Origin of the sequence: Salipiger sp. D13 (assembly GCF_003703915.1) — a bacterium.
Lineage (GTDB): Bacteria > Pseudomonadota > Alphaproteobacteria > Rhodobacterales > Rhodobacteraceae > Salipiger > Salipiger profundus.
Genome location: NZ_ML112591.1, coordinates 75,331 through 98,081 on the forward strand (window position 1 = coordinate 75,331; position 22,751 = coordinate 98,081).

23 protein-coding genes are annotated in these 22,751 nt (G+C 67.3%); 12 read left to right on the forward strand and 11 right to left on the reverse strand.

Annotated elements, in window-relative coordinates:
* Positions 1-21: 21 nt before the first annotated feature.
* The 7 genes from soxB to D6860_RS04665 form a co-directional block, all read right to left on the reverse strand.
* Entirely contained in the window at positions 22-1,719 is a 1,698-nt protein-coding gene (gene soxB / locus D6860_RS04635; RefSeq protein ID WP_076622378.1) for a thiosulfohydrolase SoxB, read from the reverse strand.
* 101 nt (positions 1,720-1,820) lie between these two features.
* Positions 1,821-2,675: a sulfur oxidation c-type cytochrome SoxA gene (soxA, locus tag D6860_RS04640; protein WP_076622379.1), complete on the reverse strand. Its 855-nt coding sequence runs from the start codon at positions 2,673-2,675 to the stop codon at positions 1,821-1,823.
* A gap of 63 nt (positions 2,676-2,738) precedes the next feature.
* Positions 2,739-3,068: a thiosulfate oxidation carrier complex protein SoxZ gene (soxZ, locus tag D6860_RS04645; RefSeq protein WP_076622380.1), complete on the reverse strand. Its 330-nt coding sequence runs from the start codon at positions 3,066-3,068 to the stop codon at positions 2,739-2,741.
* Between the two features lie 32 nt (positions 3,069-3,100).
* The gene (gene soxY, locus D6860_RS04650) at positions 3,101-3,520 is read right to left on the reverse strand and encodes a thiosulfate oxidation carrier protein SoxY (protein WP_076622381.1); all 420 of its coding nucleotides are present in this window, start codon (positions 3,518-3,520) and stop codon (positions 3,101-3,103) included.
* Positions 3,521-3,545: 25 nt separating this feature from the next.
* Positions 3,546-4,022: a sulfur oxidation c-type cytochrome SoxX gene (gene soxX / locus D6860_RS04655; RefSeq protein WP_076622382.1), complete on the reverse strand. Its 477-nt coding sequence runs from the start codon at positions 4,020-4,022 to the stop codon at positions 3,546-3,548.
* A 154-nt stretch (positions 4,023-4,176) separates the two neighbouring features.
* Positions 4,177-4,761: a thioredoxin family protein gene (locus D6860_RS04660; RefSeq protein WP_017468932.1), complete on the reverse strand. Its 585-nt coding sequence runs from the start codon at positions 4,759-4,761 to the stop codon at positions 4,177-4,179.
* A 17-nt stretch (positions 4,762-4,778) separates the two neighbouring features.
* Complete coding sequence (locus tag D6860_RS04665; RefSeq protein ID WP_076622383.1) at positions 4,779-5,516, reverse strand: cytochrome c biogenesis CcdA family protein; 738 nt, start codon at positions 5,514-5,516, stop codon at positions 4,779-4,781.
* Between the two features lie 77 nt (positions 5,517-5,593).
* Here D6860_RS04665 and D6860_RS04670 point away from each other — a divergent pair, with 77 nt between their 5' ends.
* From D6860_RS04670 to D6860_RS04680, 3 genes are all read left to right on the forward strand, one after another.
* Positions 5,594-6,004, forward strand: coding sequence for a thioredoxin domain-containing protein (locus D6860_RS04670; protein ID WP_017468650.1), 411 nt, complete (start codon positions 5,594-5,596; stop codon positions 6,002-6,004).
* Entirely contained in the window at positions 6,004-6,348 is a 345-nt protein-coding gene (locus tag D6860_RS04675; protein ID WP_017468651.1) for an ArsR/SmtB family transcription factor, read from the forward strand. Before D6860_RS04670 ends, D6860_RS04675 begins: the two co-directional genes overlap by 1 nt.
* Positions 6,349-6,475: 127 nt before the next feature.
* Positions 6,476-7,534, forward strand: coding sequence for a YeeE/YedE family protein (locus tag D6860_RS04680; RefSeq protein WP_076622384.1), 1,059 nt, complete (start codon positions 6,476-6,478; stop codon positions 7,532-7,534).
* Positions 7,535-7,647: 113 nt separating this feature from the next.
* Here D6860_RS04680 and D6860_RS04685 read toward each other — a convergent pair whose 3' ends face one another.
* Entirely contained in the window at positions 7,648-8,235 is a 588-nt protein-coding gene (locus D6860_RS04685; RefSeq protein WP_017469323.1) for a riboflavin synthase, read from the reverse strand.
* Positions 8,236-8,335: 100 nt separating this feature from the next.
* Here D6860_RS04685 and D6860_RS04690 point away from each other — a divergent pair, with 100 nt between their 5' ends.
* From D6860_RS04690 to D6860_RS04715, 6 genes are all read left to right on the forward strand, one after another.
* A complete protein-coding gene (locus tag D6860_RS04690) occupies positions 8,336-9,628 on the forward strand; it encodes a capsule biosynthesis protein (protein WP_076622385.1) in 1,293 nt (430 codons plus the stop codon).
* A gap of 96 nt (positions 9,629-9,724) precedes the next feature.
* Complete coding sequence (locus tag D6860_RS04695; protein WP_076622386.1) at positions 9,725-10,876, forward strand: polysaccharide biosynthesis/export family protein; 1,152 nt, start codon at positions 9,725-9,727, stop codon at positions 10,874-10,876.
* A 14-nt stretch (positions 10,877-10,890) separates the two neighbouring features.
* Positions 10,891-12,912 carry a capsular polysaccharide biosynthesis protein gene (locus tag D6860_RS04700; protein ID WP_164845632.1) on the forward strand — a complete coding sequence of 674 codons (2,022 nt, stop codon included), beginning with the start codon at positions 10,891-10,893 and terminating at the stop codon, positions 12,910-12,912.
* A 91-nt stretch (positions 12,913-13,003) separates the two neighbouring features.
* Positions 13,004-13,348, forward strand: a complete 345-nt coding sequence (locus D6860_RS04705; protein WP_076622387.1) for a YbaB/EbfC family nucleoid-associated protein — start codon at positions 13,004-13,006, stop codon at positions 13,346-13,348.
* Between the two features lie 75 nt (positions 13,349-13,423).
* Positions 13,424-14,017 carry a recombination mediator RecR gene (gene recR, locus D6860_RS04710; protein WP_076622388.1) on the forward strand — a complete coding sequence of 198 codons (594 nt, stop codon included), beginning with the start codon at positions 13,424-13,426 and terminating at the stop codon, positions 14,015-14,017.
* A gap of 69 nt (positions 14,018-14,086) precedes the next feature.
* On the forward strand, positions 14,087-15,538 hold the full coding sequence (locus tag D6860_RS04715; RefSeq protein WP_083697739.1) for a DUF2252 domain-containing protein: 1,452 nt from the start codon (positions 14,087-14,089) through the stop codon (positions 15,536-15,538).
* A 71-nt stretch (positions 15,539-15,609) separates the two neighbouring features.
* On the opposite strand, the gene D6860_RS04720 is transcribed toward D6860_RS04715, so the two are convergent.
* Positions 15,610-16,386, reverse strand: coding sequence for a DUF1013 domain-containing protein (locus D6860_RS04720; protein ID WP_017467721.1), 777 nt, complete (start codon positions 16,384-16,386; stop codon positions 15,610-15,612).
* 143 nt (positions 16,387-16,529) lie between these two features.
* On the opposite strand from D6860_RS04720, the gene D6860_RS04725 reads away from it, so the two are divergent.
* Positions 16,530-17,153 (forward strand): ribonuclease T2 family protein, encoded by a 624-nt coding sequence (locus D6860_RS04725; RefSeq protein ID WP_017467722.1) that lies wholly within the window; start codon positions 16,530-16,532, stop codon positions 17,151-17,153.
* 314 nt (positions 17,154-17,467) lie between these two features.
* On the opposite strand, the gene D6860_RS04730 is transcribed toward D6860_RS04725, so the two are convergent.
* Positions 17,468-18,112 (reverse strand): sulfotransferase family 2 domain-containing protein, encoded by a 645-nt coding sequence (locus tag D6860_RS04730; protein WP_076622389.1) that lies wholly within the window; start codon positions 18,110-18,112, stop codon positions 17,468-17,470.
* A gap of 113 nt (positions 18,113-18,225) precedes the next feature.
* Between D6860_RS04730 and D6860_RS04735 the strand changes: the two genes are divergently transcribed.
* On the forward strand, positions 18,226-19,851 hold the full coding sequence (locus D6860_RS04735; protein WP_076622390.1) for an AMP-binding protein: 1,626 nt from the start codon (positions 18,226-18,228) through the stop codon (positions 19,849-19,851).
* Positions 19,852-20,028: 177 nt separating this feature from the next.
* Here D6860_RS04735 and D6860_RS04740 read toward each other — a convergent pair whose 3' ends face one another.
* A complete protein-coding gene (locus tag D6860_RS04740; RefSeq protein ID WP_162277743.1) occupies positions 20,029-21,429 on the reverse strand; it encodes a sensor histidine kinase in 1,401 nt (466 codons plus the stop codon).
* A gap of 272 nt (positions 21,430-21,701) precedes the next feature.
* Here D6860_RS04740 and D6860_RS04745 point away from each other — a divergent pair, with 272 nt between their 5' ends.
* A complete protein-coding gene (locus D6860_RS04745) occupies positions 21,702-22,727 on the forward strand; it encodes a hypothetical protein (protein WP_076622392.1) in 1,026 nt (341 codons plus the stop codon).
* Positions 22,728-22,751 lie beyond the last annotated feature (24 nt).

The window sequence follows — 22,751 nt, forward strand, 5'->3', positions numbered from 1 at the left end:
CTCCTCTCGATGCGCGGGGGCTCAGACGCCCACCACCTCGACACTCGTGTTGGGCGCCACGGTCACGGTGCCCATCTTCCTGATGTGGTTTTCCACCACGTCCCAGATCTGCGGGCCCTCGGTGCCCTCGTTGACCGAGGCCCAGCCCGCGACCACGTAATTCTTCGCGGGGTCGATCGGCTCGCCGGTCTTGAGCAGCGTCATGTCCGAGATGCGCTCGCCCTGCGGCTTGGTGATGTCGATCCGGTAGCCCATGCCGCCGATCCGGACCATGTCCCCGCCCTGCTGGTAGTAGGGGTCGGGGTTGAAGATGTTGTCAGCCACGTCCTCGAGCACGACCTTGATGAACTCGCCGGTCATCTCGGTGCGGTAGGCCTCGCCGTAGCTCATCGAGGTGACGTTCCAGATGTCCTCGCGGGTGATCGGGTCGCCCGGGATCAGCGATGGCCCCCAGCGCACGCCGGGCGACATCGCGATGTCGGCCTCGCGCTCGGTCATCAGCGCGTCGCAGATCAGGTCGTCCCACGAGCCGTTGAAGTTGCCGCGGCGGTATAGCAGATCATCGGTCTGGCCGATCACCTCCTCGAGCTCGGCCTTGAACGGCGCGCGCTGCTCGTCGATGAGCTTGGTGATCTCGGCATCCGGCGCGATGACGTCGGAGAAGATCGGGATCAGCTTGTGACGGAAGCCCATCATCCGGCCGTCGCGCACGTCGAGGTCGACGCGGCTCACGAACTTGCCGTTCGAGCCCGACGCGATCAGGATCGTGTCGCCCACCAGCACGGGCTCGGGCAGCGCGTCGTGAGTGTGACCGGTGAGGATCACGTCGATGCCCTTGACGATGCCGGCCATCTTCTTGTCGACGTCGAAGCCGTTGTGCGACAGGCAGACCACCAGCTCGGCGCCCTGCGCGCGGACCTCGTCGACCATCTCCTGCATGTGCTCGTCGCGGATCCCGAAGCTGTATTCGGGGAACATCCAGCCGGGGTTGGCGATCGGCATGTAGGGGAAGGCTTGGCCGATCACGGCGATCTTGACCCCGCCCCGCTCGAAGAACTTGTAGGGCTTGAAGAGCTCGGCCGGCTCGTCCCACTCGGCGTCGAAGATGTTCTGGCCGAGCGCGGCGAAGGGCAGCCCCTCGACGATCTCCTGCACCCGCTCCGAGCCCAGCGTGAACTCCCAGTGGAAGGTCATCGCGTCGGGCTTCAGCGCGTTCATCACGTTGACCATGTCCTGACCGGCGGTCTTGTAGCAGGTCATCGAGCCATGCCACGTGTCGCCGCCATCGAGCAGCAGCGCGTCGGGGCGGTCGGCCCGGATGGCGTTGATGACGGTGGCCACGCGGTCCATGCCACCGACCCGGCCGTAGGTCTTCGCCAGCGACGAAAAGTCGTTGTAGGTCAGCGCGTAATGCGAGGGCGAGCCGTCGTCGATGCCGTAGAGCCTGCGGAAGTCGGCACCGGTGACATGCGGCACCTCGCCCTTGTTCGGGCCGACGCCGATGTTCACTTCCGGCTCGCGGAAGTAGATCGGCTTGAGCTGCGCATGGATGTCGGTGACGTGGATCAGCGACACGTTTCCGAAGGTATCGAACTGCAGGAGCTGGTCCTGCGTCAGGCTCTGCTGGGCCGCGAGCCGCGCCCAGTTACCGAAGCCGCTGGCCCCCACGAGCGCCGAAGCGGCCATGGAAACCTGAAGAAAATCGCGTCTGGAGATCATGGGAGGGATCTTTCTCTGACTGATTTAGACACACATGCGCATGTGTGAATGGATTGTATCGAGGACACCCCGCACGCGATCGCGCACGGGGTGACATGGGATCAGTTGCGGACAGAGGGGCCTTCGACATCAAGCCCGTTGCCGCGCGAGGCGACGTAGAGCTCGAGCGCCACGAACTCGGGCGAGCCGGGGCTGAAGGTCTCGGCGCGGGTGTCGCGCACGCAGCCCTTGAACCGCGAGTGAATGCCGTTGAGCTTGGCGTTCTTCAGGCGGTAGGTGGGAAAGCCGTTGACCTGGCCCTGGCTGAGGTGATCGGCCCGGATATAGTTTCCGTAGTTCTGCTCGTGGCAGTTGGCGCAGGACAGTTCGAGAAGCCCGTAACGGGTATAGTAGATCTCCTTGCCCTTCTCCCAGGTGTCGGCGGCGGGGCCGTCGATGGCCACGTTGACCGGCAACCCGCGCGAGACCGAGGACAGCAGCGCCTCCATGTTGATCGCGGCGGCGGCGTCGTATTTCCACGGCTCCGCGCCCATGCGGTTCTCGCGGCAGTCGTTCACCTGCATCTGCAGCGTGCGGACCTCGCCGGCCTCTTCGTTCCACTTGGGATAGACGGCCTTGACCCCGGCCATTTCCTCGGGATCGCCATGACAATCCGCGCAGGACTTGTCCTCGGAGCCCTCGGCGGTGTTCCAGCTGTCGATCGCCTGGTCGACGAAGATCATGCCGGGGTTGTCGAAGTCGTCCATTTCGAGCGCCTGCGTCTCGTCGGACCGGAAGTGCCAGCCCGAGATCACCTCGTCGAGGTGGCCGTCGAGATGCGGCGCTGCCTCGGCCTTGGTGGTGATCTCGAGATCGCCGTTGATCGTGAGCGTGTCGTCATCCGCCCCGCCAGCCGAAACGATCGGGGCGGTCAGGGCCAGCATGGCGACCGCGGCCGTCATCGTCCTGAATGTCATTTAGGTTCCCTCCCTTGGAAACCCTGCCCCGCACCTCTGCAGGACAGGGCATGTTCTTGTCGTTCAGCCGATTTCGATGGCCTTGCTCTCCTCGTAGACGGAGCCATCGTCGTCGTACCAGGTGAACTTGAACTCCCCGGCCTCGGGCACGGTGGCCTCGAATTCGAAGTAGGGGTTGGTCGAGATCGCCGGCTCCATCGTCACGTCGATCACGCTCTCGCCGTTGAACTCGCAGGTGAAGCGGTTGATGATCGAGCGCGGGATGACGTTGCCGTCGCTGTCCTTGCGCTGCCCCGACTCCATCGGGTGACTGATGAGGGTCTTGATGGTGACCGCTTCACCGGCACCGGCTTTGCGCGGGACCTTGACGCGGGGCTTGACACCTTCTGCCATGTTTTCTGTCTCCTGAAACTGGGTTGAACCGATCAGCCGCCGCAGCCGCCGATGGTCACCTTGACGGTCTTGGTTGCCTTGGCGAACGAGCCGTCGCCCAGCTTGGCGATGGCAACGACGTCCTGCGTTCCGGCAAGCCGGATGCGGGTCGAGGCGTATTGCGACGCGGCAAGCGGGCCGAAGGCGAACTTGGCGACGCCCGGCGTGGGGTTGCCGGTGGCGAGCACGAGGATCTCAGAAGCGCCCTCGGCGCTGACCTCGATCGGCACCGTGTTGCCGTTCTCTGCGATTTCCGGCGCGGTCAGGTCGATGCCCGAGTCCGCCATCTCCGCCCCGCCGGTGAACTCGGCGATCCACTCTTCGGTGGTGGCAGCGAAAGCGCCCTTCGGCAGCATGGCGACCAGCGCCGCGGCACCGCCGACGGCCAGGGTTTCACGACGTGTGAAGTCCATGTTTCCGTTTCTCCTGGATAAGGGGTCAGTTTTCTTTCAGCGTCATCAGGAACGCGACCACGTCCTCGATGTCCTGGGCGGACAGGATCGGCTCGATCGGCTCTTTCGCCGCCTTGCCGGTGTAGCCGTCGCCCGGGCGGATGAACCCGCTGGTCTTGTAGAAGGCCGGCATCACCGTGCCCTCGAAGGTCATCTTGGCGTTGGCCACGATCCCGCGCAGCTCGGCCGCGCTGCGATATTCCCCGACACCGCCAAGCGGCGGGCCGACCTCGCCCTGGAAGGGCACGTCGGACAGCTGCGAAACCTGGTGACAGGACACGCAATTGCCCATCGACTTGGTCGAGAATATCTCGCGGCCCTTGTCGGCATTGCCCTCGGTGCCGCTCAGCGACGCCTCGACGGCGCCATACTCGCCGAACGAGACCTCGTCCGGGACGACCGTGTTGGCAAAGGCCGCGCCTGCGACAAGCAGGCCCGCCATCGTCAGTCCAGTAAGTTTCATGTTCCCTCCCTTGGCTCCTCCAGCCCCGCCCGTTGTGCGGGACCGTCTCCTCCGTGGCTGCAGAATACCGTAGTCGACCGTGCACCGTTGACGCAACATCAAATTCACAGACGTGAATTATTATATTCGTTCGCACGCGCAGCAAATCCGGCGCTCAATCGAAGTTCCCGTCGTCCCTCTCCTGGATGCGGCGCGCGTGATAGCGTTGGAAATCCTCACCGTTATCAAGCTCGTAGCGCTTCTCCTCGACCCAGGTGAACATGTCGAGCGTGGTACCCTTGCTGAAGGCGCCGGGCATCACGGCCACGGCGGCGTCGATGGCGGCGGCACCCTCCGGAACCTCTTCCGGCAGGAAGATGATGTTCGGCGTGAACAACACGCGCCACTTGCGCGTGGCCGCCTTCTCGGAGAGCGATTCTCCGTCGAAGTCGGTGATCTCGGTGTCACCGTGCAGGTTGATCTGCACCACGAAGAAGTTCTCCTCGATGTATTCCGCCACGTCGGGCAGCGAGAACACCTCCTCGTGCATCTTGTGGCAGTAGATGCAGCCACGCTGCTCCACGAAGAGCACCAGCCGCCTGCCCTCGGCGTTGGCCTCGGCGAGATCCTCGCGCAGGTCCTTGAAGGTGTCGCGCATCCAGGGCTCCTTGTAGAGCCCGTCGTCGCCCATGGGCGCCACGTCCGCCCAGGCGGGCAGCGCCATTGCCACCGCGAAGGCGGCCCCGATCCATGCTTTCATTTTCTCCTCCCTCGGCTTCAGCTCAGCGATGTCCAGCCCGGGAAGGTATCGATCATCCACTGAGCAATGAGATTGACGGTATCCGTGGCGATGAGGATCGCGAAGAGGATCAGCATCGCGCCCATCACCTTCTCGACGTATTTCAGCTTGTCGCGATGCCGCGCGGTCCAGCGCAGGAACGGCCCCGAGAACAGCGCCGCGACGACGAAGGGCGCGGTCATCCCGACACCGTAGACCAGCAGCAGCAGCCCGCCCCGGAAGATGTCGCCCATGCCGCTCGCGATCATCAGGATCGAGGCGAGCGCCGGACCGACACAGGGCGTCCAGCCGAACCCGAAGGCAAGCCCCATGACGTAGGCGCCGAGCACCGTGGTCGGTTCGGCCTTCGACTCGACACGGGCCTCGCGGTGCAGCAGAGGCACCCGGATCACGCCTAGGAAATGCAGCCCGAAGACCAGCAGGATCGCCGCCGCGACATAGGACAGAGGCTGTTCCCAGTCCGCGAAGGCCCGCCCGACGGCGGTGGCCCCCATGCCCAGCAGCACGAAGATCGTGGTGACGCCCGCCGCGAAGAACACCGACGACAGCAGCAGCCGCCTCTGCGCGCCGGGCGCGAGCCCGGCATGGTCGCGCAGCTCCGTCATCGAGATGCCGGCCATGTAGCACAGGTAGAACGGTACCATCGGAAGGATGCAGGGCGTGAAGAAGCTGAGCAGACCAGCCAACGCCGCGCCCGCGAAAGAGATATCAAGCACGGCGCCTCCCCCCACAACTTGATCAATTCACATATTCATATTACGTTGTCGAACGAAGCTTCGTCAATCGGTGTCCCATGGTACTCACGAGATCCATCGCGGCGGCCGCACTCGCGCTGCTGGTCACGACGGGGGCAGCAGCCTCCGAGACCCGGCTGCTCATGGTCGAGCAGGCCGGCTGCGCCTATTGCGCGCAATGGAACGCCGAGATCGCCCCGGCCTACCCCAAGACCACCGAGGGACGGTTCGCGCCGCTTTTGCGAGCAGACCTGCGCGAGGGGCCGCCGGACGGGATTGCGTATGACCGCAAAGTCTTGTTCACCCCCACGTTCATTCTGTTAGAAGACGGGGACGAATTGGCCCGGATCGAAGGATACCCGGGCGAAGATTTCTTTTGGCCGCTGCTGTCCCAGATGCTCCGGGAGCACACGCAGTACGATCCGAGTGCGGCGCTGGATGCGCCGGCAGAACACGCGGAGGGTGGGTGATGAACATGACACTTCCAGTGATCCGTGACGACATGAGCGAGCGCGAGCTCGACAGCATCGTCGAGAAGGCAACCACCGCGTCCGCGTTTCTCAAGGCGATCAGCCACGAGGGCCGGCTGATGATCCTGTGTCACCTCGTCAGCGGCGAGAAGTCGGTCACCGAGCTGGAAGAGCTGCTCTCGGCCCGCCAGGCGGCGGTGTCGCAGCAGCTGTCGCGGCTGCGCCTCGAGGGGCTCGTCGTGCCGCGGCGCGAGGGCAAGGCGATCTACTACCGGCTCGCGGACGACAAGCCCAAGCGCATGCTGGAATGCGTCTACGAGCTGTTCTGCCAGGACGAGGACTGATCCCGCCGGGCTGACCCCGCGCTACCCCTGCGGCACGGAAACACATTCAGACTGCCGCTTGTGTCTTCTCCGCGACACGCGCATACTCTCCAGTCACTGCATCGACGCGGCCGGGGGAGGAGTCGGCATGTTCGAGATGTTGAGCGAACATCACATGGTCACGCTGATCGGGCTCGGCAGCGGCATCCTGCTCGGGCTCGCAGCCCGGCTGGGGCGATTCTGCACGCTTGGCGCGATCGAGGACCTGCTCTACGGCGGCTCGGACATGCGGATGCGCATGTGGGGCATCGCCATCGGCACCGCCATTCTCGGCAGCTTCGGTCTCATGGCCGCGGGGCTGTTCGAGGCCACCAGCAGTTACTACCTGTCGATCCGGTGGATGCCGCTGGCCTCCATCGTCGGCGGGCTCGCCTTCGGCTACGGCATGGCGCTGGCCGGCAACTGCGGCTACGGCGCCATCGCCCGGCTTGGTGGCGGCGACCTGCGCAGCTTCGTCATCGTGCTGGTGATGGGGGTCTCGACCTTCGTCGTGCTGGCCGGGCCGCTCGCGCCGCTGCGCGCGATGCTCTTTCCGCAGCAGGAGGTCACCGGCGGCGTGCCGCCCGGCATCGCCCACCACCTCGGCGCCGTCAGCGGGCTGTCGCCCAACCTCGTGGGGGCGCTCATCGGGGCCGCGCTGCTGGCGGGCTCGCTGGCCTCGGCGCCGCTCTGGAGGGCACCGCGCCACATCTTCTGGGCGGTGATGGTCGGCGTGGGCGTGACACTCGCCTGGGCCGGCACGGCCTGGGTCGCGCGCACCGGCTTCGAGGCACTGCCGGTGGTGTCGCACAGCTTCGCCGCGCCGCTCGGAGACACCATCCTGTGGTGGATGACCGGCTCGGTTCGGCCGCTCTCCTTTGCCGTGGGCTCGGTCGCGGGGGTCTGGGCGGGGGCCTTCCTCGGGTCGCTGATCAAGGGACACTTCCGCTGGGAGGCCTGCGAGGACCCGCGCGAGTTGCGCCGCCAGATCCTCGGCGCGTCGCTGATGGGCGCCGGCGCGGTGATCGCCATGGGCTGCACCATCGGACAGGGACTGTCGGCGTTTTCCGTGCTCGCGTTCTCGGCTCCGGTCACCATGGCGGCGATCTTCGCCGGGGCGGCGCTCGGGCTTCGCCAGCTCATCGTGGGGTTCCAGCCCGCGGAATGAGGGGGCTCTGCCCCCTCGCGCGCCGGGGCGCGCTCACCCCCGAGGGTATTTTTCAAACCGGAGAAGGACAGAGGGCGGCGCCCGGCGTTGAGGGCACCGGGGAGGTGGCTGCCTCAGCTCATCTCGGTGAGGCGGGCGACGTAACGGGCCATGGTGTCGATCTCGAGGTTGACCCGGTCGCCGACCGCGACCTTGCCCCAGGTCGTCACCTCCTTGGTGTGCGGGATGAAGTTGATCCCGAAGACCGTGCCCTCGACCTCGTTCACGGTGAGCGATGTGCCGTTGAGCGCGACCGAGCCCTTGGGGGCGATGAACTTCGCGAGATCGTCGGGCGCGCGCAGCCGGACGCGGGTGCTGTCGCCCTCGTCGGTGATCGAGAGCACCTCGGCCAGCCCGTCGACGTGGCCCGAGACGATGTGGCCGCCGAGCTCGTCGCCGACCTTGAGCGCGCGTTCGAGGTTGATCCGGCGCCCCTCGTTCCAAGTGCCCAGATTGGTCTTCGACAGCGTCTCGGCGCTGATCTGGACGTCGAACCAGTCGGGGCCGAGGTCGACCACCGTCAGACACACGCCGTCGCAGGCGATCGAGGCCCCGAGCTCGATGCCCGAGGTGTCGTAGGCGGTGCCGATCCGCGCGGTCAGGTCGCCTGCCTGCTCGAGGCTGCGCACCTCGCCCATGTCGGTCACGATTCCGGTGAACATCTGGCACTCTCCCGACGGCTGCGGCCCGGTTCGCGGGCCTTATTTCTGCCGGAAAGCCCGGCTAGTCTGGACGTATCGCGCAAACCAATATCGGGATGACATGACCAAGGCAACCGCCCCCACCCGCGTCTTCCTGTTCCTGCAGGGACCGCACGGGCCGTTCTTCCACCGGCTGGGCGACATGCTGCGCCGCGCCGGGGCCGAGGTCTGGCGCGTGGGCTTCAACGCCGGCGACCGCGCCTTCTGGTTCCATCCCGCGAGCTACATCCCCTTCGACGCGCCGCGCGAGGCCTGGCCCGAGACCTTCGCGACGCTCTGCCGCGAGAAGCGGGTCACCGACATCGTGCTCTACGGCGACACCCGCGAAATCCACGCAGAGGCCATCGCCGCCGCCCGCGACCGGGGCCTGACCGTACATGTCTTCGAGGAAGGCTACATGCGACCCTACTGGGTCACCTACGAGCGCGGCGGCGCGAACGGGCACTCGCGGCTGATGCAGATGGACATCGCGGCGATGCGCGGCGCGCTGGCGGCCTCGGACATGGAGGCGCCGCTGCCGCCGGGTCACTGGGGCGACATGCGTCAGCACATCTTCTACGGCGCGCTCTACCACTGGTTCGTGATGTTCCGGAACGGCGGCTACCGCAACTTCCGGCCGCACCGGGCGCTGAGCGTCGGGCAGGAGTTCCAACTCTACCTCAAGCGGCTGTTGCTGATGCCGCTGCACCGGGCCGAGCGGCTTCTGGAGACCCGGCGCATCCGACGCGGCGGCTTTCCCTATCACCTCGTGCTGATGCAGCTCGAGCATGACGCGAGTTTCCGCGCCCATTCGAGCTTTGCCTCGATGACCGAATTCATCGAGCTGGCAATCGCCGGCTTCGCCGAGGGGGCCGCGCAGCACCATCATCTCGTGTTCAAGGCGCATCCGCTCGAGGACGGCCGGGCCCCGGTGCGGCGCACCATTCGCGCGGTCGCGGCGCGTCTTGGTGTCTCGGATCGGGTGCATTTCGTCCGCGGCGGCAAGCTCGCACAGCTTCTCGACGATGCCCGCACGGCGGTGACGGTGAACTCCACCGCCGGGCAGCAGGTGCTGTGGCGGGGCATTCCGCTCAAGGTTTTCGGCGAAGCGGTCTATTCGAAACCCGAGTTCGTGTCGGACCAGCCGCTGCCCGCCTTCTTCGCCCAGCCGGCGCGACCCGACACCCGGGCCTACCGCGATTACCGCCGATACCTGCTTGAAACCAGCCAGGTGCCCGGCGGGTTCTACTCGTCGCGCGGGCGCCGCCAGTTGCTGCGGCTGGTGGTCGACATGATGCTTTCGCCCGACGATCCCTACGACGCGCTCCTGCACGGCACCGCGGCCCCTCGGCAACAGTTGCAACTGGTCCGATAGGCGGCTGCGGGCCCTATACTGGCTTTTGCAACCGGATTCCCTTAGCTTATCGAAAAAAGCCGAGGCAGAACGAGAACAGGTCGAGGAGACCGGGCAGTGAAACACGTCCCCAAAAGATGGGTGAAGACCGTCGCGCTTCTGGCTGCGGTGTCCATCCTGGCATCCTGCGCGCTTCCGCGCTCCGGCCCGAACAAGCGCGAGATCTTCGCCGGATCGGTCATGCGGGAGGGCGACGCCTTCGTCATCTCGGTCAACGACCGGGTCACCCGCGCCACCGCCGTCGTGCCCGCCCTGGGCTTCACCGAGCAGTTCCGCAACGCCTCGGTGCTGGGGTCCGACACCATCCGCCCGGGCGACACGCTGGGGCTGACCATCTGGGAAAACGTCGACGACGGGCTGCTCGTCGCCGAGACCGCCAATGCCACCGCGCTGGAAGAGGTGCAGGTCGACGGCTCGGGCTTCATCTTCGTGCCCTACGCCGGCCGCATCCGCGCCGCCGGTAACAGCCCAGAGGCCGTGCGCCGCATCATCACCTCGAAGCTCGCCGACCAGACGCCCGACCCGCAGGTCGAGGTGCGCCGGCTGGCCGGCGACGGCTCGACCGTGAGCCTCGTGGGGGCCGTGGGCGGACAGGGCGTCTACGCCATCGAGCGCCCCACCCGGACGCTGGCCGCCATGCTCGCCCGCGCCGGCGGCATCACCATCCAGCCCGAGATCGCGCAGATCTCGGTGATCCGCGGTCAGCAGACCGAGCGGATCTGGTTCCAGGATCTCTACGACAACCCCGGGTTCGACATCGCGCTGCGCGGCGGCGACAAGATCCTCGTCGAGGAAGACACCCGCTCGTTCACCGCGCTCGGCGCGACCGGGGCGCAGGCCCGCGTGCCCTTCGAGAGCCAGACGCTCTCGGCGGTCGAGGCCATCGCGCAGGTCGGCGGGCTCGTGCCCACGGCGGCGGATCCGACCGGCGTGTTCATCTTCCGCAACGAGCCCGCCGAGATCGCCAACCAGGTGCTTGGCCGCTCCGATCTCGTCGGGGCGCAGCGCATGGTCTACGTGCTCGACCTGACGCAGCCCAACGGCATGTTCATGGCGCGCGATTTCGTCATCCGCGACCAGGACACGCTCTACGTGACCGAGGCCCCCTATGCCCAGTGGAGCAAGACCATCTCGGCCCTGACCGGCTCGCTCAGCGCCGTCAGCACGCTGGCCACGACGTCAACCGCCCTGCAGGGAAGCGGAGGCTGACCCTGCACGACCACATCGAGGGACAGGGCAACGCCGGGGGACACAACCCCCGGCGTCTTCATGTCTACACCGCGGGATTCCTGCGCCAGCCGCGGCTGCGGCGCATTCTCGAGCTCGCCGGGTACCGCGTGACGCTGGGCCTGCCCGGCAAGGGCGGGCTCGTCGGGGTCTGGGGGCAGTCGCCCTACGCCCGCCGGGGCGAGGCGGTGGCCGCGCGGCGCGGCGCGGGCCTCGTCCGGATCGAGGACGCCTTTCTGCGCTCGCTCCACCCGGGCCGCAGCGGGGAGCCGCCGCTGGGCCTGCTCATCGACCGGACCGGAGTGCATTTCGACGGGCGCGCGCCTTCGGATCTCGAGACCCTGCTGAAAACCCATCCGCTTGACGATCATGCGCTGCTGGAACGGGCGCGCGGCGCCATGGCGCGGATCGGCGCGGCCCATCTGTCTAAGTATTCCGCCACCGACCCCGAGGCCCCTGTCCCGGAGCCGGGCTACGTCCTGGTGGTGGACCAGACCGCCGGCGACGCCTCGGTCCGCGCCTCGGGGGCCGATCGCAACCGGTTCCTCGAGATGCTCTACTGGGCGCAGGAGGAGCACCCCGGCCAGCGCATCCTCTTGCGCACCCACCCCGAGACGCGGGCGGGCTTTCGCCCCGGCCATTTCGGCCCCGACGATGCGCAGGGACGGATCACGCTCTGCACCGATCCGGTTTCACCCCGCGCGCTGCTCGAAGGGGCCATCGCGGTCTACACGGTGTCGTCGCAGATGGGGTTCGAGGCGATCCTTGCCGGGCATCGCCCGCGCGTCTTCGGCCAGCCCTTCTATGCCGGCTGGGGGGTGACCGAGGACGAGGTGCCCATCGCCCGCCGGCAGCGGACCCTCACGCGGGCGCAGCTCTTCGCGGCGGCGATGATCCTCTACCCCAGATGGTATGATCCCTACCGCGACCGGCTCGCCACGCTCGAGGACGTGCTCGGCGCGCTCGAGGCGCAGGTGCGCGCATGGCGCGAGGACCGGCACGGCTGGGTGGCCGAGGGCATGCGGCTCTGGAAGCGCAGGCCGTTGCAGGGCTTCTTCGGAGGCGAAAAGCCTGTTGTCTTCGCGGCATCGGAGGACAAGGCCTCAGCGTTGGCGCAATCGGGCCGCCGCCGCATGGTCTGGGCGGCCAAGGCGCCTGCCACGACCGATGCCGTGCGGGTCGAGGACGGCTTCCTGCGGTCGCGCGGGCTGGGCGCCGATCTGGTCCCGCCGCTGTCGCTGGTCACCGACGACATGGGCATCTACTACGATCCGACCCGGCCGTCGCGGCTGGAACGGCTCATTGCCGAGACACCCGAGCTGCGCCCGGACCAGCAGGAGCGAACCCGCCGCCTGATCGCGCGGCTGGTGTCGGGCGGGCTCACGAAATACAACCTTGACGGGAGCTTGCCGCCGCTGCCCGAGGGCCACCGCATCCTCGTGCCCGGACAGGTCGAGGATGATGCCTCGATCCGGCTCGGCAGTCCGCAGATGCAGAGCAATGCCGCGCTGCTCGCCCGCGCCCGGGCCGAGAACCCCGACGCGGTGATCCTGTGGAAGCCGCATCCCGACGTTCAGGCCGGGTTGCGCCCGGGCGCCGTGGATCGCCCCGACCGCTGGGCCGACGCCACGGTTACCGGGGCCGACATGGGCACGCTGCTGACCGAGGTGCAGGAGGTCTGGACGATGACCTCGCTCACCGGCTTCGAAGCGCTGCTGCGCGGCGTTTCCGTCACGACGCTGGGCGCGCCGTTCTATGCCGGCTGGGGGCTGACGCGCGATCTCGGGCCGGTGCCCGCCCGCCGCCTGTCGGGGCGGCGCCCCTCGCTCGAGGCGCTGGTCCACGCCACGCTCATCGACTACCCGCGCTACCGCGACCCGGTGACCGGCCTGCCCTGCCCCGTCGAGGTGGTGGCCGACCGGCTCGAAAGCGGGGCACTGCCCCGCCCCGGTCCGCTCAACCGGAGCCTGTCGAAACTGCAGGGACTGCTGGCCAGCCGCGCGCATCTCTGGCGCTGAGGCGGCTGCTTGCCCTTGTATCCCGCGGCTGCGATAACATCTGCCAAGTGTCAGGGCCGCGACGTGTGGCCCGCCCAGCAGGAGCGATACGATGATGAAAGGTTTGGGCGGACTTGGCGACATGGCCAAGATGATGAAGACCGCGCAGGAAATGCAGGGCAAGATGTCCCAGCTTCAGGAAGACCTGAAGACGATGGAAGTGATCGGCGAGTCCGGCGCGGGTCTCGTGAAGGCCACGGCCACCGCCAAGGGCGAGCTCAAGGCGCTCGACATCGACCCGTCGATCTTCAACGGCGACGACAAGGAAGTGGTCGAGGACCTGATCCTCGCCGCGATCAAGGACGCGCAGGCCAAGGCGCAGCAGCGCTCCGAGGAAGAGATGCAGAAGCTCACCTCGGAACTCGGCCTGCCCGCCGACATGAAGATGCCGTTCTGAGGTACAGTCCACGATAGGCGACGCGCACCCGGCGGCCCCGCCGGGCCTGTCGCGCGCGTTGCCGGAGAAAGCCCCGTGCCCGACCGCACCGAAATCGACACGCTGATCGACCTGATGGCCCGGCTTCCGGGCCTCGGGCCTCGCTCCGCGCGCCGCGCGGTGCTGCACCTGATCCGCAAGCGCGGGGTGCTCCTTCAACCGCTTGCCGACGCCATGCAGGCGGTCGCGAGCTCGGCGCGGGAATGCCTCAACTGCGGCAACGTCGGGACCTCCGACATCTGCCCGATCTGCGCCGACGAGCGCCGCTCCAACGGCCAGCTCTGCGTGGTCGAGGACGTCGCAGACCTCTGGGCGATGGAACGCTCGGGCGTCTTCAAGGGGCGCTACCACGTGCTGGGCGGCACGCTGTCGGCACTGGATGCCGTCGGCCCCGAGGAGCTGCGCATCCCGCAGCTCGTCACCCGCATCGACACCGAGAGCGTGACCGAGGTGATCCTCGCACTGAACGCCACCGTCGACGGCCAGACCACCGCCCATTACATCGCCGACCAGCTCGAAACCCGCGTCGATCTGACCTCGCTCGCGCAGGGTGTGCCCATCGGCGGCGAGCTCGATTACCTCGATGACGGCACGATCACCGCGGCGCTGAACGCCCGCAAGCGGGTCTGACCGCAGGGAACGCCCCGGCCTGTCGTTGCGTTGATGAGCATCGCAACTGGCAGACAGGAACCCCGACAGATGGCCGGCAAGAGCACTTCAGCCAAGCAGACCTCAGGTGGCACCCCCTCCACTGCAAAGACAACGACCGACGGCGCCGACATCCAGCCGGTCCGCAAGGCGGCTGGAAAGGTCGAAGCATTCGCCCGGCTGTCCGAGGCATTGGCCTCGGGGGAGTCGATGGTTCCGCCGACGCTGCTGACCGGCCAGGCCCGCCGCGAGCACGTCCGCGCCACGCTGCGCGAGGATCACGCCACGCGCATCGAAGAGCGCGCCAGCGGCACCGAGGTGAAGTTCGAGACCCTGGCCGACGACCTCTTCAAGTTCTACCGTGGCACCGCCCTGCTGTTCTACCGCGACATGGTCGGGACCGACGGCCACATGCCGACCGTCATGTGCCTCGGCGACGTGCATCCCGAGAACTTCGGTGTGATGCCGGACAGGAACGGCGCCCCGATCTTCGGCGTCAACGATTTCGACGAGGCCATTTACGCCCCCTTCACGTGGGATCTGAAGCGTGGCGCCACCGGCTTCTGGATCGCCGCGAAGACCGAGGGCGGGCTGAAGCGCAAGAAGCGCGTCAAGGTCGTGAGGCATTTCGTGAAGGGTTACCTCGACGCGATGCAGCGTTATGCCGAACGCGCGACCGAGAAGAACGAAAGCTACCGCACCCACAACTCGCCCAAGGTGATCCGCCGCCTGTTCGAAGAAGCTTGGGAAGAACGCCACGAATGGCTGCGTGAGGACTACCTCGATCCGACCGGCCGGGGCTTCAAGCCGACCGACGAACTGCAGCCGATCTCGTCGAGCATAGAAACCTTCCAGAAGGCGATCGACGATCTCGCCAAGGCCAAGGGCTTCGAGGCGCCGAAGCGGTCGGGGGAGCTGAAGGTCAAGGATGTCTGCATCCGGCATGGCCAAGGCACCGCGTCTCTCGGACTGCCGCGCTACTACGTGCTGATCGAAGGCCCCTCCAAGGATGCGACCGACGACATCATCATCGAGTTCAAGCGTGCCCGCCGCTCGGCTCTTTCCGGCCTGACGCCTCCGACCCAGTTCGACGCAGGGGATAACGCAGACCGCATCGTGCATGGCCAACGGGTGCAGCTCGCCCATGGCGACATCTTCTACGGCGCGGTCGAGATCGACGGGGAAAGCTTCATGTCCCGCGAGCGTGCTCCGTTCCGCGACGACATAGACCTCGACGAACTCAGCGATGACACGTGGAAGGACTATGCGGCCGTATGCGGTGCTGCGCTCGCACAGAGCCATGCACTGTCGGACGACCTCGGTCAGATCGACTATGATGTCGAACCCTCGATCATGGAGGCCGCGACCCCGCGCAAGCTGTTCCTAGCCGACATATGCCGCTTCGCCGAAGAGGCGGCGGACCGGCTCAAGAACGATCACAAGCTGTTCTGCGAGGATTTCGAGGACGGAGCCTTCGATCAGGTCGAGATGATCTATCGCTGACAGCACGCCAGAACGCCAAAAGGCCCGCGGAACTTCCGCGGGCCTTTTATGTCAGGAAGGACGGATGCGGCTCAGCGGCGCGGGTCGTCGCTGTCGTCGTCATCCTCGTCGTCTTCATCCGAGGACGGCAGGTTGAAGAAGCTTTCGGCGTCCGAGTAATCGCTCGGCCCCTTGTCTTCTTCCTCGTCGTTTTCCCCGCTCGTATCGGTGAGCGAGAAGGTCTCGAGCCCCTCGATCGAGCTCGGCAGGCGCGGCTCGGTCTCCATGCCGAGGCTCTGCTCGGTCGAGACCAGCTTGCGGCGCTCGTCGTCGGTCATCACCTCTTCGCGGCTCTTCGCGGCCTTGGCGACCGCGGCGTCGAGCTCGGACTGCTTGCAGAGCCCAAGCGCGACCGGGTCGATCGGCTGCATGTTCGCGATGTTCCAGTGGGTGCGCTCGCGAATCGACTGGATCGTCGGCTTGGTGGTGCCCACCAGCTTCGAGATCTGCCCGTCGGTCAGCTCGGGGTGGAACTTCACCAGCCAGAGGATCGCGTTCGGACGGTCCTGGCGCTTGGACAGCGGCGTGTAGCGCGGGCCGCGACGCTTGTCCTCGTCGACGGCGGCCGCGTTGTACTTCATCTTCATCTTGTAAAGCGGGTTCTTCTCCGCCTTGTCGATCTCGGACTGCTCGAGCTGGTTGTTCCCGACCGGGTCGAAGCCCTTGACGCCGGTGGCCACGTCGCCATCGGCGATGCCCTGCACCTCGAGCTCATGGTAGCCGGTGAAATCCGCGATCTGCTTGAAGGTCAGCGTGGTGTTGTCGACCAGCCAGACGGCGGTCGCCTTGGGGTGCAGCAGTTTGGCCATCGTTACGTCTCCTTGCAATTCTTCTTCCCCTCCCCCAGGCCGTTTTCGGGCCGGGAGGTCCCGGGATCTGGTCCGGGACGGGTTACCGTTGTCGGGGAACTTGCGCGCTATATAGTGATCGCGAGGCAAAAGGGGAAGAGAAAATGCGCTGGCTGCTCGCGCTGCTGCTCACCGCCACCCTCGTCCGGGCCGAGGGCGAACGGCCGGGCGACTTCGATTACTACGTGATGGCCCTGAGCTGGTCGCCGACGTGGTGCGCCCTGACCGGCGACGCGCGGGGCTCGCCGCAATGCGATACGGCGCACGGCTGGATCCTGCACGGGCTCTGGCCGCAGTACCATCGCGGCTATCCGAGCGCCTGCCAGACCGCCGCCACGCCCCCAACCCGCGCGATGACCGGCGCGATGGCCGACATCATGGGCACACCGGGTCTTGCCTGGCACCAGTGGAAGAAACACGGCACCTGCAGCGGGCTGGCGGCGCGCGACTATTTCGCGCTATCACGCAGGGCCTTCGACAGCGTCACCCGTCCCCCGGCCCTGCGCAAGCTCGAGGCACCCGTGACTCTGCCCGCGAAGCTGGTCGAAGAGGCCTTCATCGCGGCGAACCCGGGGCTTGAGCCCGACATGGTGACGATCACCTGCAAGTCCGGACGTATCCAGGAGGCGCGGCTGTGCCTGTCGCGGTCGCTTGCGCCGGTGCCCTGCGGACAGGACGTGGTGCGCGACTGCACCATGCGGGACGCGCTGCTCGACCCGGTGCGCTGAACGCAGGTTGCGCACACCTCGCGCGTCCCGCACGGCTGGTGAGGTCGGAAACGAGGGGCTCTGCCCCTCGCGCTCCCCGGGATATTTCTGGCCAGAAGAAACGCTTTGTTAACCTTAACGCGCCAAGCTGGAGGCGCGGTACAGGCGGGGACGCCGATGACCGCGCCAGGAGAAGCCTCGCGCTTCGGCCCGTCCCTCAGGGGGCGGGCTTTCCTGTCTCTCGCGAGCCCCGGACTTCTTCTGGCTGCAAATATCCCCGCCGGAGGCGGCGTGCCCGTTCCGCAGGCGGGCCTTTCGAGGTTCGGGCGGCCCGCTCAGAAGCGGTATCCGAACCGCTCGATGTCCGCCGCGCAGAAGTAGGCGACGCGCGCCGCCGTCTCGTCCTCGTAATATCCGCGATAGTCCGCCCGCCGGTCCGAGGCGTTCTCGTGACCGATCTCCGGCCGGAAGCCGAGATGGTCCACCAGCGGCGCGATGTCCTCGGCCAGGTGCTCGAGCCGCAGGTAGGCGGTCGCCCGCTCCTGCCCGGTCACGTCGTGCATGTAGCTGGCATAGGGCGCTGCGCGCAGGCTCGCTGCGGTCTGGGGATGCGTGAGGAAATCTGCGAAATCCAGCGCCCGCGCGCGGTCCACTGCCGGGTGGTCAAAGCGCTGTTCCTGCAGCCAGTGGTAGTAGCTCACCATGCGATCCCATGGGTTGCGGACCAGCGTGAAGGTGAACATCCCGGCGATCTCCTCCGGGCTCAGCACGCCGTCGATGTCGGCAAGCGTCGCGTGTTTCCACAGGCGTCCCCGGGCGTTGAGCTTTCCCAGGCGGCCCCGGCGCAGCCGCGCCTTCGGCGTGTCCCCGATGAGGATGTCGTCGCGGTGCACCCGCGCCTCCAGTGCCGCCGCCATCGAGGTGCCGCCGGTCTTGGGAATATGCACGAAGATATAGCGGCGGCCCGGCGAGATGATCATGCCTCGCAGCCTAGCCGGCCGTCGGCGTGCCGGGAATCCCATTTCCGGGCTTTTCCCCGCGCACGTCCCTGCGCATAGTCCCGGTCAGGAGAGAGACACGGGGAGGAGACACCATGGGTTGGCTTGCGGATGAGACGGGCCTGGGGAAATGCGATGCGAACTACGTGCCGCTTACGCCCCTATCGTTCCTGCGCCGGGCCCGGCAGGTCTATCCCGACCAGATCGCGGTGGTCTACGGGCCTCACCGCAAGACCTATGCCGAGTACCACGCGCGGGTGAGCCAGCTCGCCTCGGCGCTCGCCGACATCGGCGTGCGCCCCGGCGATGTCGTTGCCACGCTGCTGCCCAACATCCCCGCCCAGGCCGAGGCGCATTTCGGCGTGCCGGCCTGCGGCGCGGTACTCAATACGATCAACACCCGGCTCGACGTCGTCACCATCGCCTACATCCTCGACCACGGCGAGGCCAAGGTGGTGCTCTGCGACCCGCAGGTGATCCCGCATCTGGCCGAGGCCATCGAGCTGATGGAGCGCGAGGCCCCGGTGGTGATCGAGGTGGCCGATCCGCATGGCGGCGCCAAGCCCTTCGGCGACTACCGCGAATACGAGGACTTCCTTGCCACCGGCGACCCCGAGTTCGAGTGGATCATGCCCGAGGACGAATGGGAGAGCATCGCGCTCAACTACACTTCCGGCACAACGGGGCGGCCGAAAGGCGTCGTCTACCACCATCGCGGCGCCTATCTGAACGCCATGGGACAGGTGCTGAGCTGGCGCATCGTGCTGCACCCGGTCTACCTGACCATCGTGCCGCTCTTCCACTGCAACGGCTGGTGTCACACCTGGATGATGCCGGCGGTGGGCGGCACGCTGGTCTGCTGCCGCGACATCGCGGCGCACAACATCTACGACGCCATCGCCGACGAAGGCGTGACCCATTTCGGCGGCGCGCCCATCGTGCTCAACATGATCGTCAACGCGCCCGACACCGAGAAGCGTGCCTTCGACCACGTGGTCGAGGTTTTCACCGCCGGCGCGCCCCCGGCCCCGGCCACGCTCGCCAAGATCGAGACCATGGGCTTCAACGTCACGCAGGTCTACGGGCTGACCGAAACCTACGGACCCGACGTGGAATGCGCGTGGCAGGCCTCGTGGGACCACATGCAAGGCCCCGAGCGCGCCGCCATGAAAGCGCGGCAGGGCGTGGCGATGCCCTTCATGGACGACGTCACCGTGATGGACGAGCAGATGGCGGTGATCGCCGCCGACGGCGGGACCAAGGGCGAGATCATGCACCGGGGCAACGGCGTGATGAAGGGCTATCTCAAGGCGCCCAAGGCAACGCGCGAGGCCTTTGCGGGCGGCTACTTCCACTCCGGCGACATCGCCGTGCTGCATCCCGACAGCTACGTGCAGATCGCCGACCGCGCCAAGGATATCATCATCTCGGGCGGCGAGAACATCTCGTCCGTCGAGGTCGAGAACACGCTGATGGGCCACGAGGCGGTGCTGCTCTGCGCGGTGGTCGCCAAGCCGGACGAGAAATGGGGCGAAGTGCCTTGCGCCTTCGTAGAACTGAAGCCCGGGCACGACGCGAGCGAGGCCGACCTGATCGCCTTTGCGCGGGACCGTCTCGCGGGATTCAAGACGCCCAAGCGGGTTGTGTTCGAGGAGCTTCCCAAGACATCGACCGGGAAGATCCAGAAATTCCAGCTGCGCACTCGCGCGAAAGAGGTGTGAGGCCTGCCCGTTCGGCAGCGCTTCCGGCGCGGGCGTTGCGCTTGCGCTGATGGGCGCCCGCTGTCCGCTGGTAGGCGCGGCCACCCCGCCATCAAGGATCATCTGCCGGCGTGACCGACCTTCCGCAGGACGCCCACCTCCAGGGTGTCCTGTGCGTTCGGCCCTGGGGCAGTCCAGTCAGCTGCGATTGCAGCCCCTTGGAAGATCGAGGCGCCACTTCAGCCCCTCCGGGGCGTAATCGGCCACGATCTCGGCCCCGAGCGTCGACTTGAGCATGGCGCCGGTCAGGCTGCTGCCGAAGCCGGTCCGGGTCGGTGGTGCCGTGACGGGGCCGCCGTGCTCCTGCCACTCGATGCAAAGCATGTCGGCTGCGGAACGCTCGGACCAGCGGATCGTGAGCCGCCCGCCGTGGTTGGACAGCGCGCCGTATTTCACCGCGTTTGTCGTCAGCTCGTGGAAGGCAAGGCCCAGGCCTTGCACCGCGTTGCCCGGCACGACGATGTCGGGGTCGCCCTGCAGCAGGATGCGGTCGCCGATCAGCTGCGCGAAATGCGGCAGCTGCGAACGGATGAGTTCCTGCATGCTCACGGCGTCCTCGTTCCGCCGGATCAGCAGGTCCTGCGCCGCCGACATGGCCTCGAGCCGGGACTGGAAGACCTCGAGGAAATCCTCGGGCTGATGGCGGGCCGTCTGCCGCGAGATCGCGAGGATCAGCGCGACGAGGTTCTTGCTCCTATGGTTGAGCTCATGCAGCAGCACGTCGATCTGCTCCTGCGCGTGGCGCGCCTCGGTCACGTCCTCGACGGTGGCGGCGACCCCCACGATCTCGCCGTCCGTCCGGATCGGAAAGAAATGCTCGCGCCAGTATCGCGCCTCGCCCGGGGCCGCGGGGGTCGTGCCCGAGACCTCCACGTCGCGATGCGCCTCGCCGGTCTCGAGGATCTCGCGGAAAACCGCATTGAGCCCCTCGATATCGCGCACGTCGGGCAGCAGCTCCTGCACGGTCTTGCCAAGATGCGCCTCGGGCGAAAGCCCGTTCATCTCGGCGAGCAACGCGTTGATCCGCACGAAGCGCAGGTCGCGGTCCCAGATCGCGAGACCGACGGGCGCATCGTCGAACAGCACGTCCAGCACGTCGCCGACGCCGATGCGGCTGTCGGTGTCGTCCACGGCCTTCAGCGTGTCTGCCGGGTTCGCCGGATCGCGCACAACCGTGCGCGCGATGAGGTCGGTCACGTCGACCTGCAATCCACAGAGATGCGTGACCTCGCCCCCGCCCTCGCGCCGGACGACCCCGCGGTCGAGGATGCTGCGCACGCTCCCGTCACCGCACAGGATCCTGAAGTCGTATTCGTAACTGCTCGTCGCCTTGCGCGCCCGTGCCATCTCGCTCCGGACATGATCCCGGTCGTCGGGATGCACGATCTGCAAGAGTTCCTCCGGATGCCCCGGGGCCTGGGACAGCCCGTAAACACTGCGCAGTTCCGCGCTCATCTGCCAGCGGCCGATCCGGAGATCCCACTCGTAGCTACCGCTCCCGGGAGGGCGGATGGCGGGATCGGGTCTGAAATTATCCAAGGCGCCTCCTTCGGCCGTCGTCCGAGCCGCCGTGCAGCTCCCGTAAAAGAAGAGCGAAACCTCTTCCGCCCACCTCAGCATATCGCCTCGCACGCACGGGTGGTAGCGCCGAATTGCGCCCCTGCACCGCCGAAAGCCGCCCGGATATCCGGTTGGCGCCAAATCGTCCCTGGCCGCGCTTCGACATGCGGTGCCCCAGATCGGTCGCGGCGCATTGCCCCTCCCTTGCGGGCCATGCTAACGTCCGCCGGAACGAGGCAGAGCAGCCCGGAATGACGGCACTCAAACAGTATCAAAGGCTGGAAGCCTCGGGCCTTTGGCGGCCCGAGCCCGATGCAGAGCGGCGCGAGGTCATCGTGTCGCTGGGCGATGCGTCTTTGACGATCTCGGAATTCTCCGGACGGGCGCTCGCGCATTGGTCGCTTGCCGCCGTCCGCCGCGCCAACCGTGGCCCCGGGCCGGCGATCTACCATCCCGACGGCGATCCCGGCGAGACCCTCGAGCTGGCCGAGGACGAGACCACGATGATCGAGGCCATCGAGCGGCTGCTGCGGGCCATCGACCGGCGTCGACCCCGGCGCGGCAAGCTGCGGCTGCTGCTCGTCGGCGGCCTCAGCGCCGTGCTGGTTCTCGGCGGGGCCTTCTGGCTGCCCGGCGCGCTCGTCGAGCACACCCGGCAGGTCGTGCCCGCCGTGAAGCGCGAAGAGATCGGCGCGGCGCTGCTGTCGCGCATCACGAACATCGCGGGCCAGCCCTGCATGACCGAGGAAGCCCGCCTTCCCCTGCGCCGCCTTGCCCTGCGGACGCTGGGCGAGACGCGGCAGGACGATCTCGTCGTGCTGCCCGGCGGCGTCGAGGAGACCGCCCATCTGCCCGGCGGCATCATCCTGCTGAACCGCGCGCTGATCGAGGACTACGAGGACCCGGACGTCACCGCCGGCTACGTGCTGGCCGAGGCGGTCAGGGCCCGACGTGGCGACCCGTTCGGAGAGCTCCTCGATCATGCGGGGCTCTGGGCGTCGCTGAAGCTCCTGACCACCGGCAGCCTGCCCGAATCCGCGCTCGACAGCTACAGCGAGGCGGTGGTCGACGCACCGCCAGACCCGGTCCCGACCGAGGCGCTGCTGCGCGCCTTCGACCGGGCACAGATGCGCAGTACGGCCTACGGGCTGGCCCGCGAGGCCGCCGGAGACGACGCCGGCGCCCTGATCGCGTCGGACCCGCACGCCGAGGGCGGCGGGCGGCTGGTGCTGACCGACGCCGACTGGATCAGGCTACAGGGCATCTGCAGCGGCTGAGGCCGCGACACGGGCAGGATGGCC

Coding starts and splice junctions, on each gene's coding strand:
- D6860_RS04680 (WP_076622384.1), top strand. CDS start 6,476: ATGTTCGAGATGTTGAGCGAACATCACATGGTCACGCTGATCGGGCTC.
- soxY (WP_076622381.1), bottom strand. CDS start 3,520: ATGGACTTCACACGTCGTGAAACCCTGGCCGTCGGCGGTGCCGCGGCG.
- D6860_RS04735 (WP_076622390.1), top strand. CDS start 18,226: ATGGGTTGGCTTGCGGATGAGACGGGCCTGGGGAAATGCGATGCGAAC.
- D6860_RS04720 (WP_017467721.1), bottom strand. CDS start 16,386: ATGGCCAAACTGCTGCACCCCAAGGCGACCGCCGTCTGGCTGGTCGAC.
- soxX (WP_076622382.1), bottom strand. CDS start 4,022: ATGAAACTTACTGGACTGACGATGGCGGGCCTGCTTGTCGCAGGCGCG.
- D6860_RS04745 (WP_076622392.1), top strand. CDS start 21,702: ATGACGGCACTCAAACAGTATCAAAGGCTGGAAGCCTCGGGCCTTTGG.
- D6860_RS04660 (WP_017468932.1), bottom strand. CDS start 4,761: ATGAAAGCATGGATCGGGGCCGCCTTCGCGGTGGCAATGGCGCTGCCC.
- D6860_RS04675 (WP_017468651.1), top strand. CDS start 6,004: ATGAACATGACACTTCCAGTGATCCGTGACGACATGAGCGAGCGCGAG.
- D6860_RS04685 (WP_017469323.1), bottom strand. CDS start 8,235: ATGTTCACCGGAATCGTGACCGACATGGGCGAGGTGCGCAGCCTCGAG.
- soxB (WP_076622378.1), bottom strand. CDS start 1,719: ATGATCTCCAGACGCGATTTTCTTCAGGTTTCCATGGCCGCTTCGGCG.
- D6860_RS04725 (WP_017467722.1), top strand. CDS start 16,530: ATGCGCTGGCTGCTCGCGCTGCTGCTCACCGCCACCCTCGTCCGGGCC.
- D6860_RS04715 (WP_083697739.1), top strand. CDS start 14,087: ATGGCCGGCAAGAGCACTTCAGCCAAGCAGACCTCAGGTGGCACCCCC.
- D6860_RS04705 (WP_076622387.1), top strand. CDS start 13,004: ATGATGAAAGGTTTGGGCGGACTTGGCGACATGGCCAAGATGATGAAG.
- D6860_RS04670 (WP_017468650.1), top strand. CDS start 5,594: ATGGTACTCACGAGATCCATCGCGGCGGCCGCACTCGCGCTGCTGGTC.
- D6860_RS04690 (WP_076622385.1), top strand. CDS start 8,336: ATGACCAAGGCAACCGCCCCCACCCGCGTCTTCCTGTTCCTGCAGGGA.
- soxA (WP_076622379.1), bottom strand. CDS start 2,675: ATGACATTCAGGACGATGACGGCCGCGGTCGCCATGCTGGCCCTGACC.
- soxZ (WP_076622380.1), bottom strand. CDS start 3,068: ATGGCAGAAGGTGTCAAGCCCCGCGTCAAGGTCCCGCGCAAAGCCGGT.
- D6860_RS04730 (WP_076622389.1), bottom strand. CDS start 18,112: ATGATCATCTCGCCGGGCCGCCGCTATATCTTCGTGCATATTCCCAAG.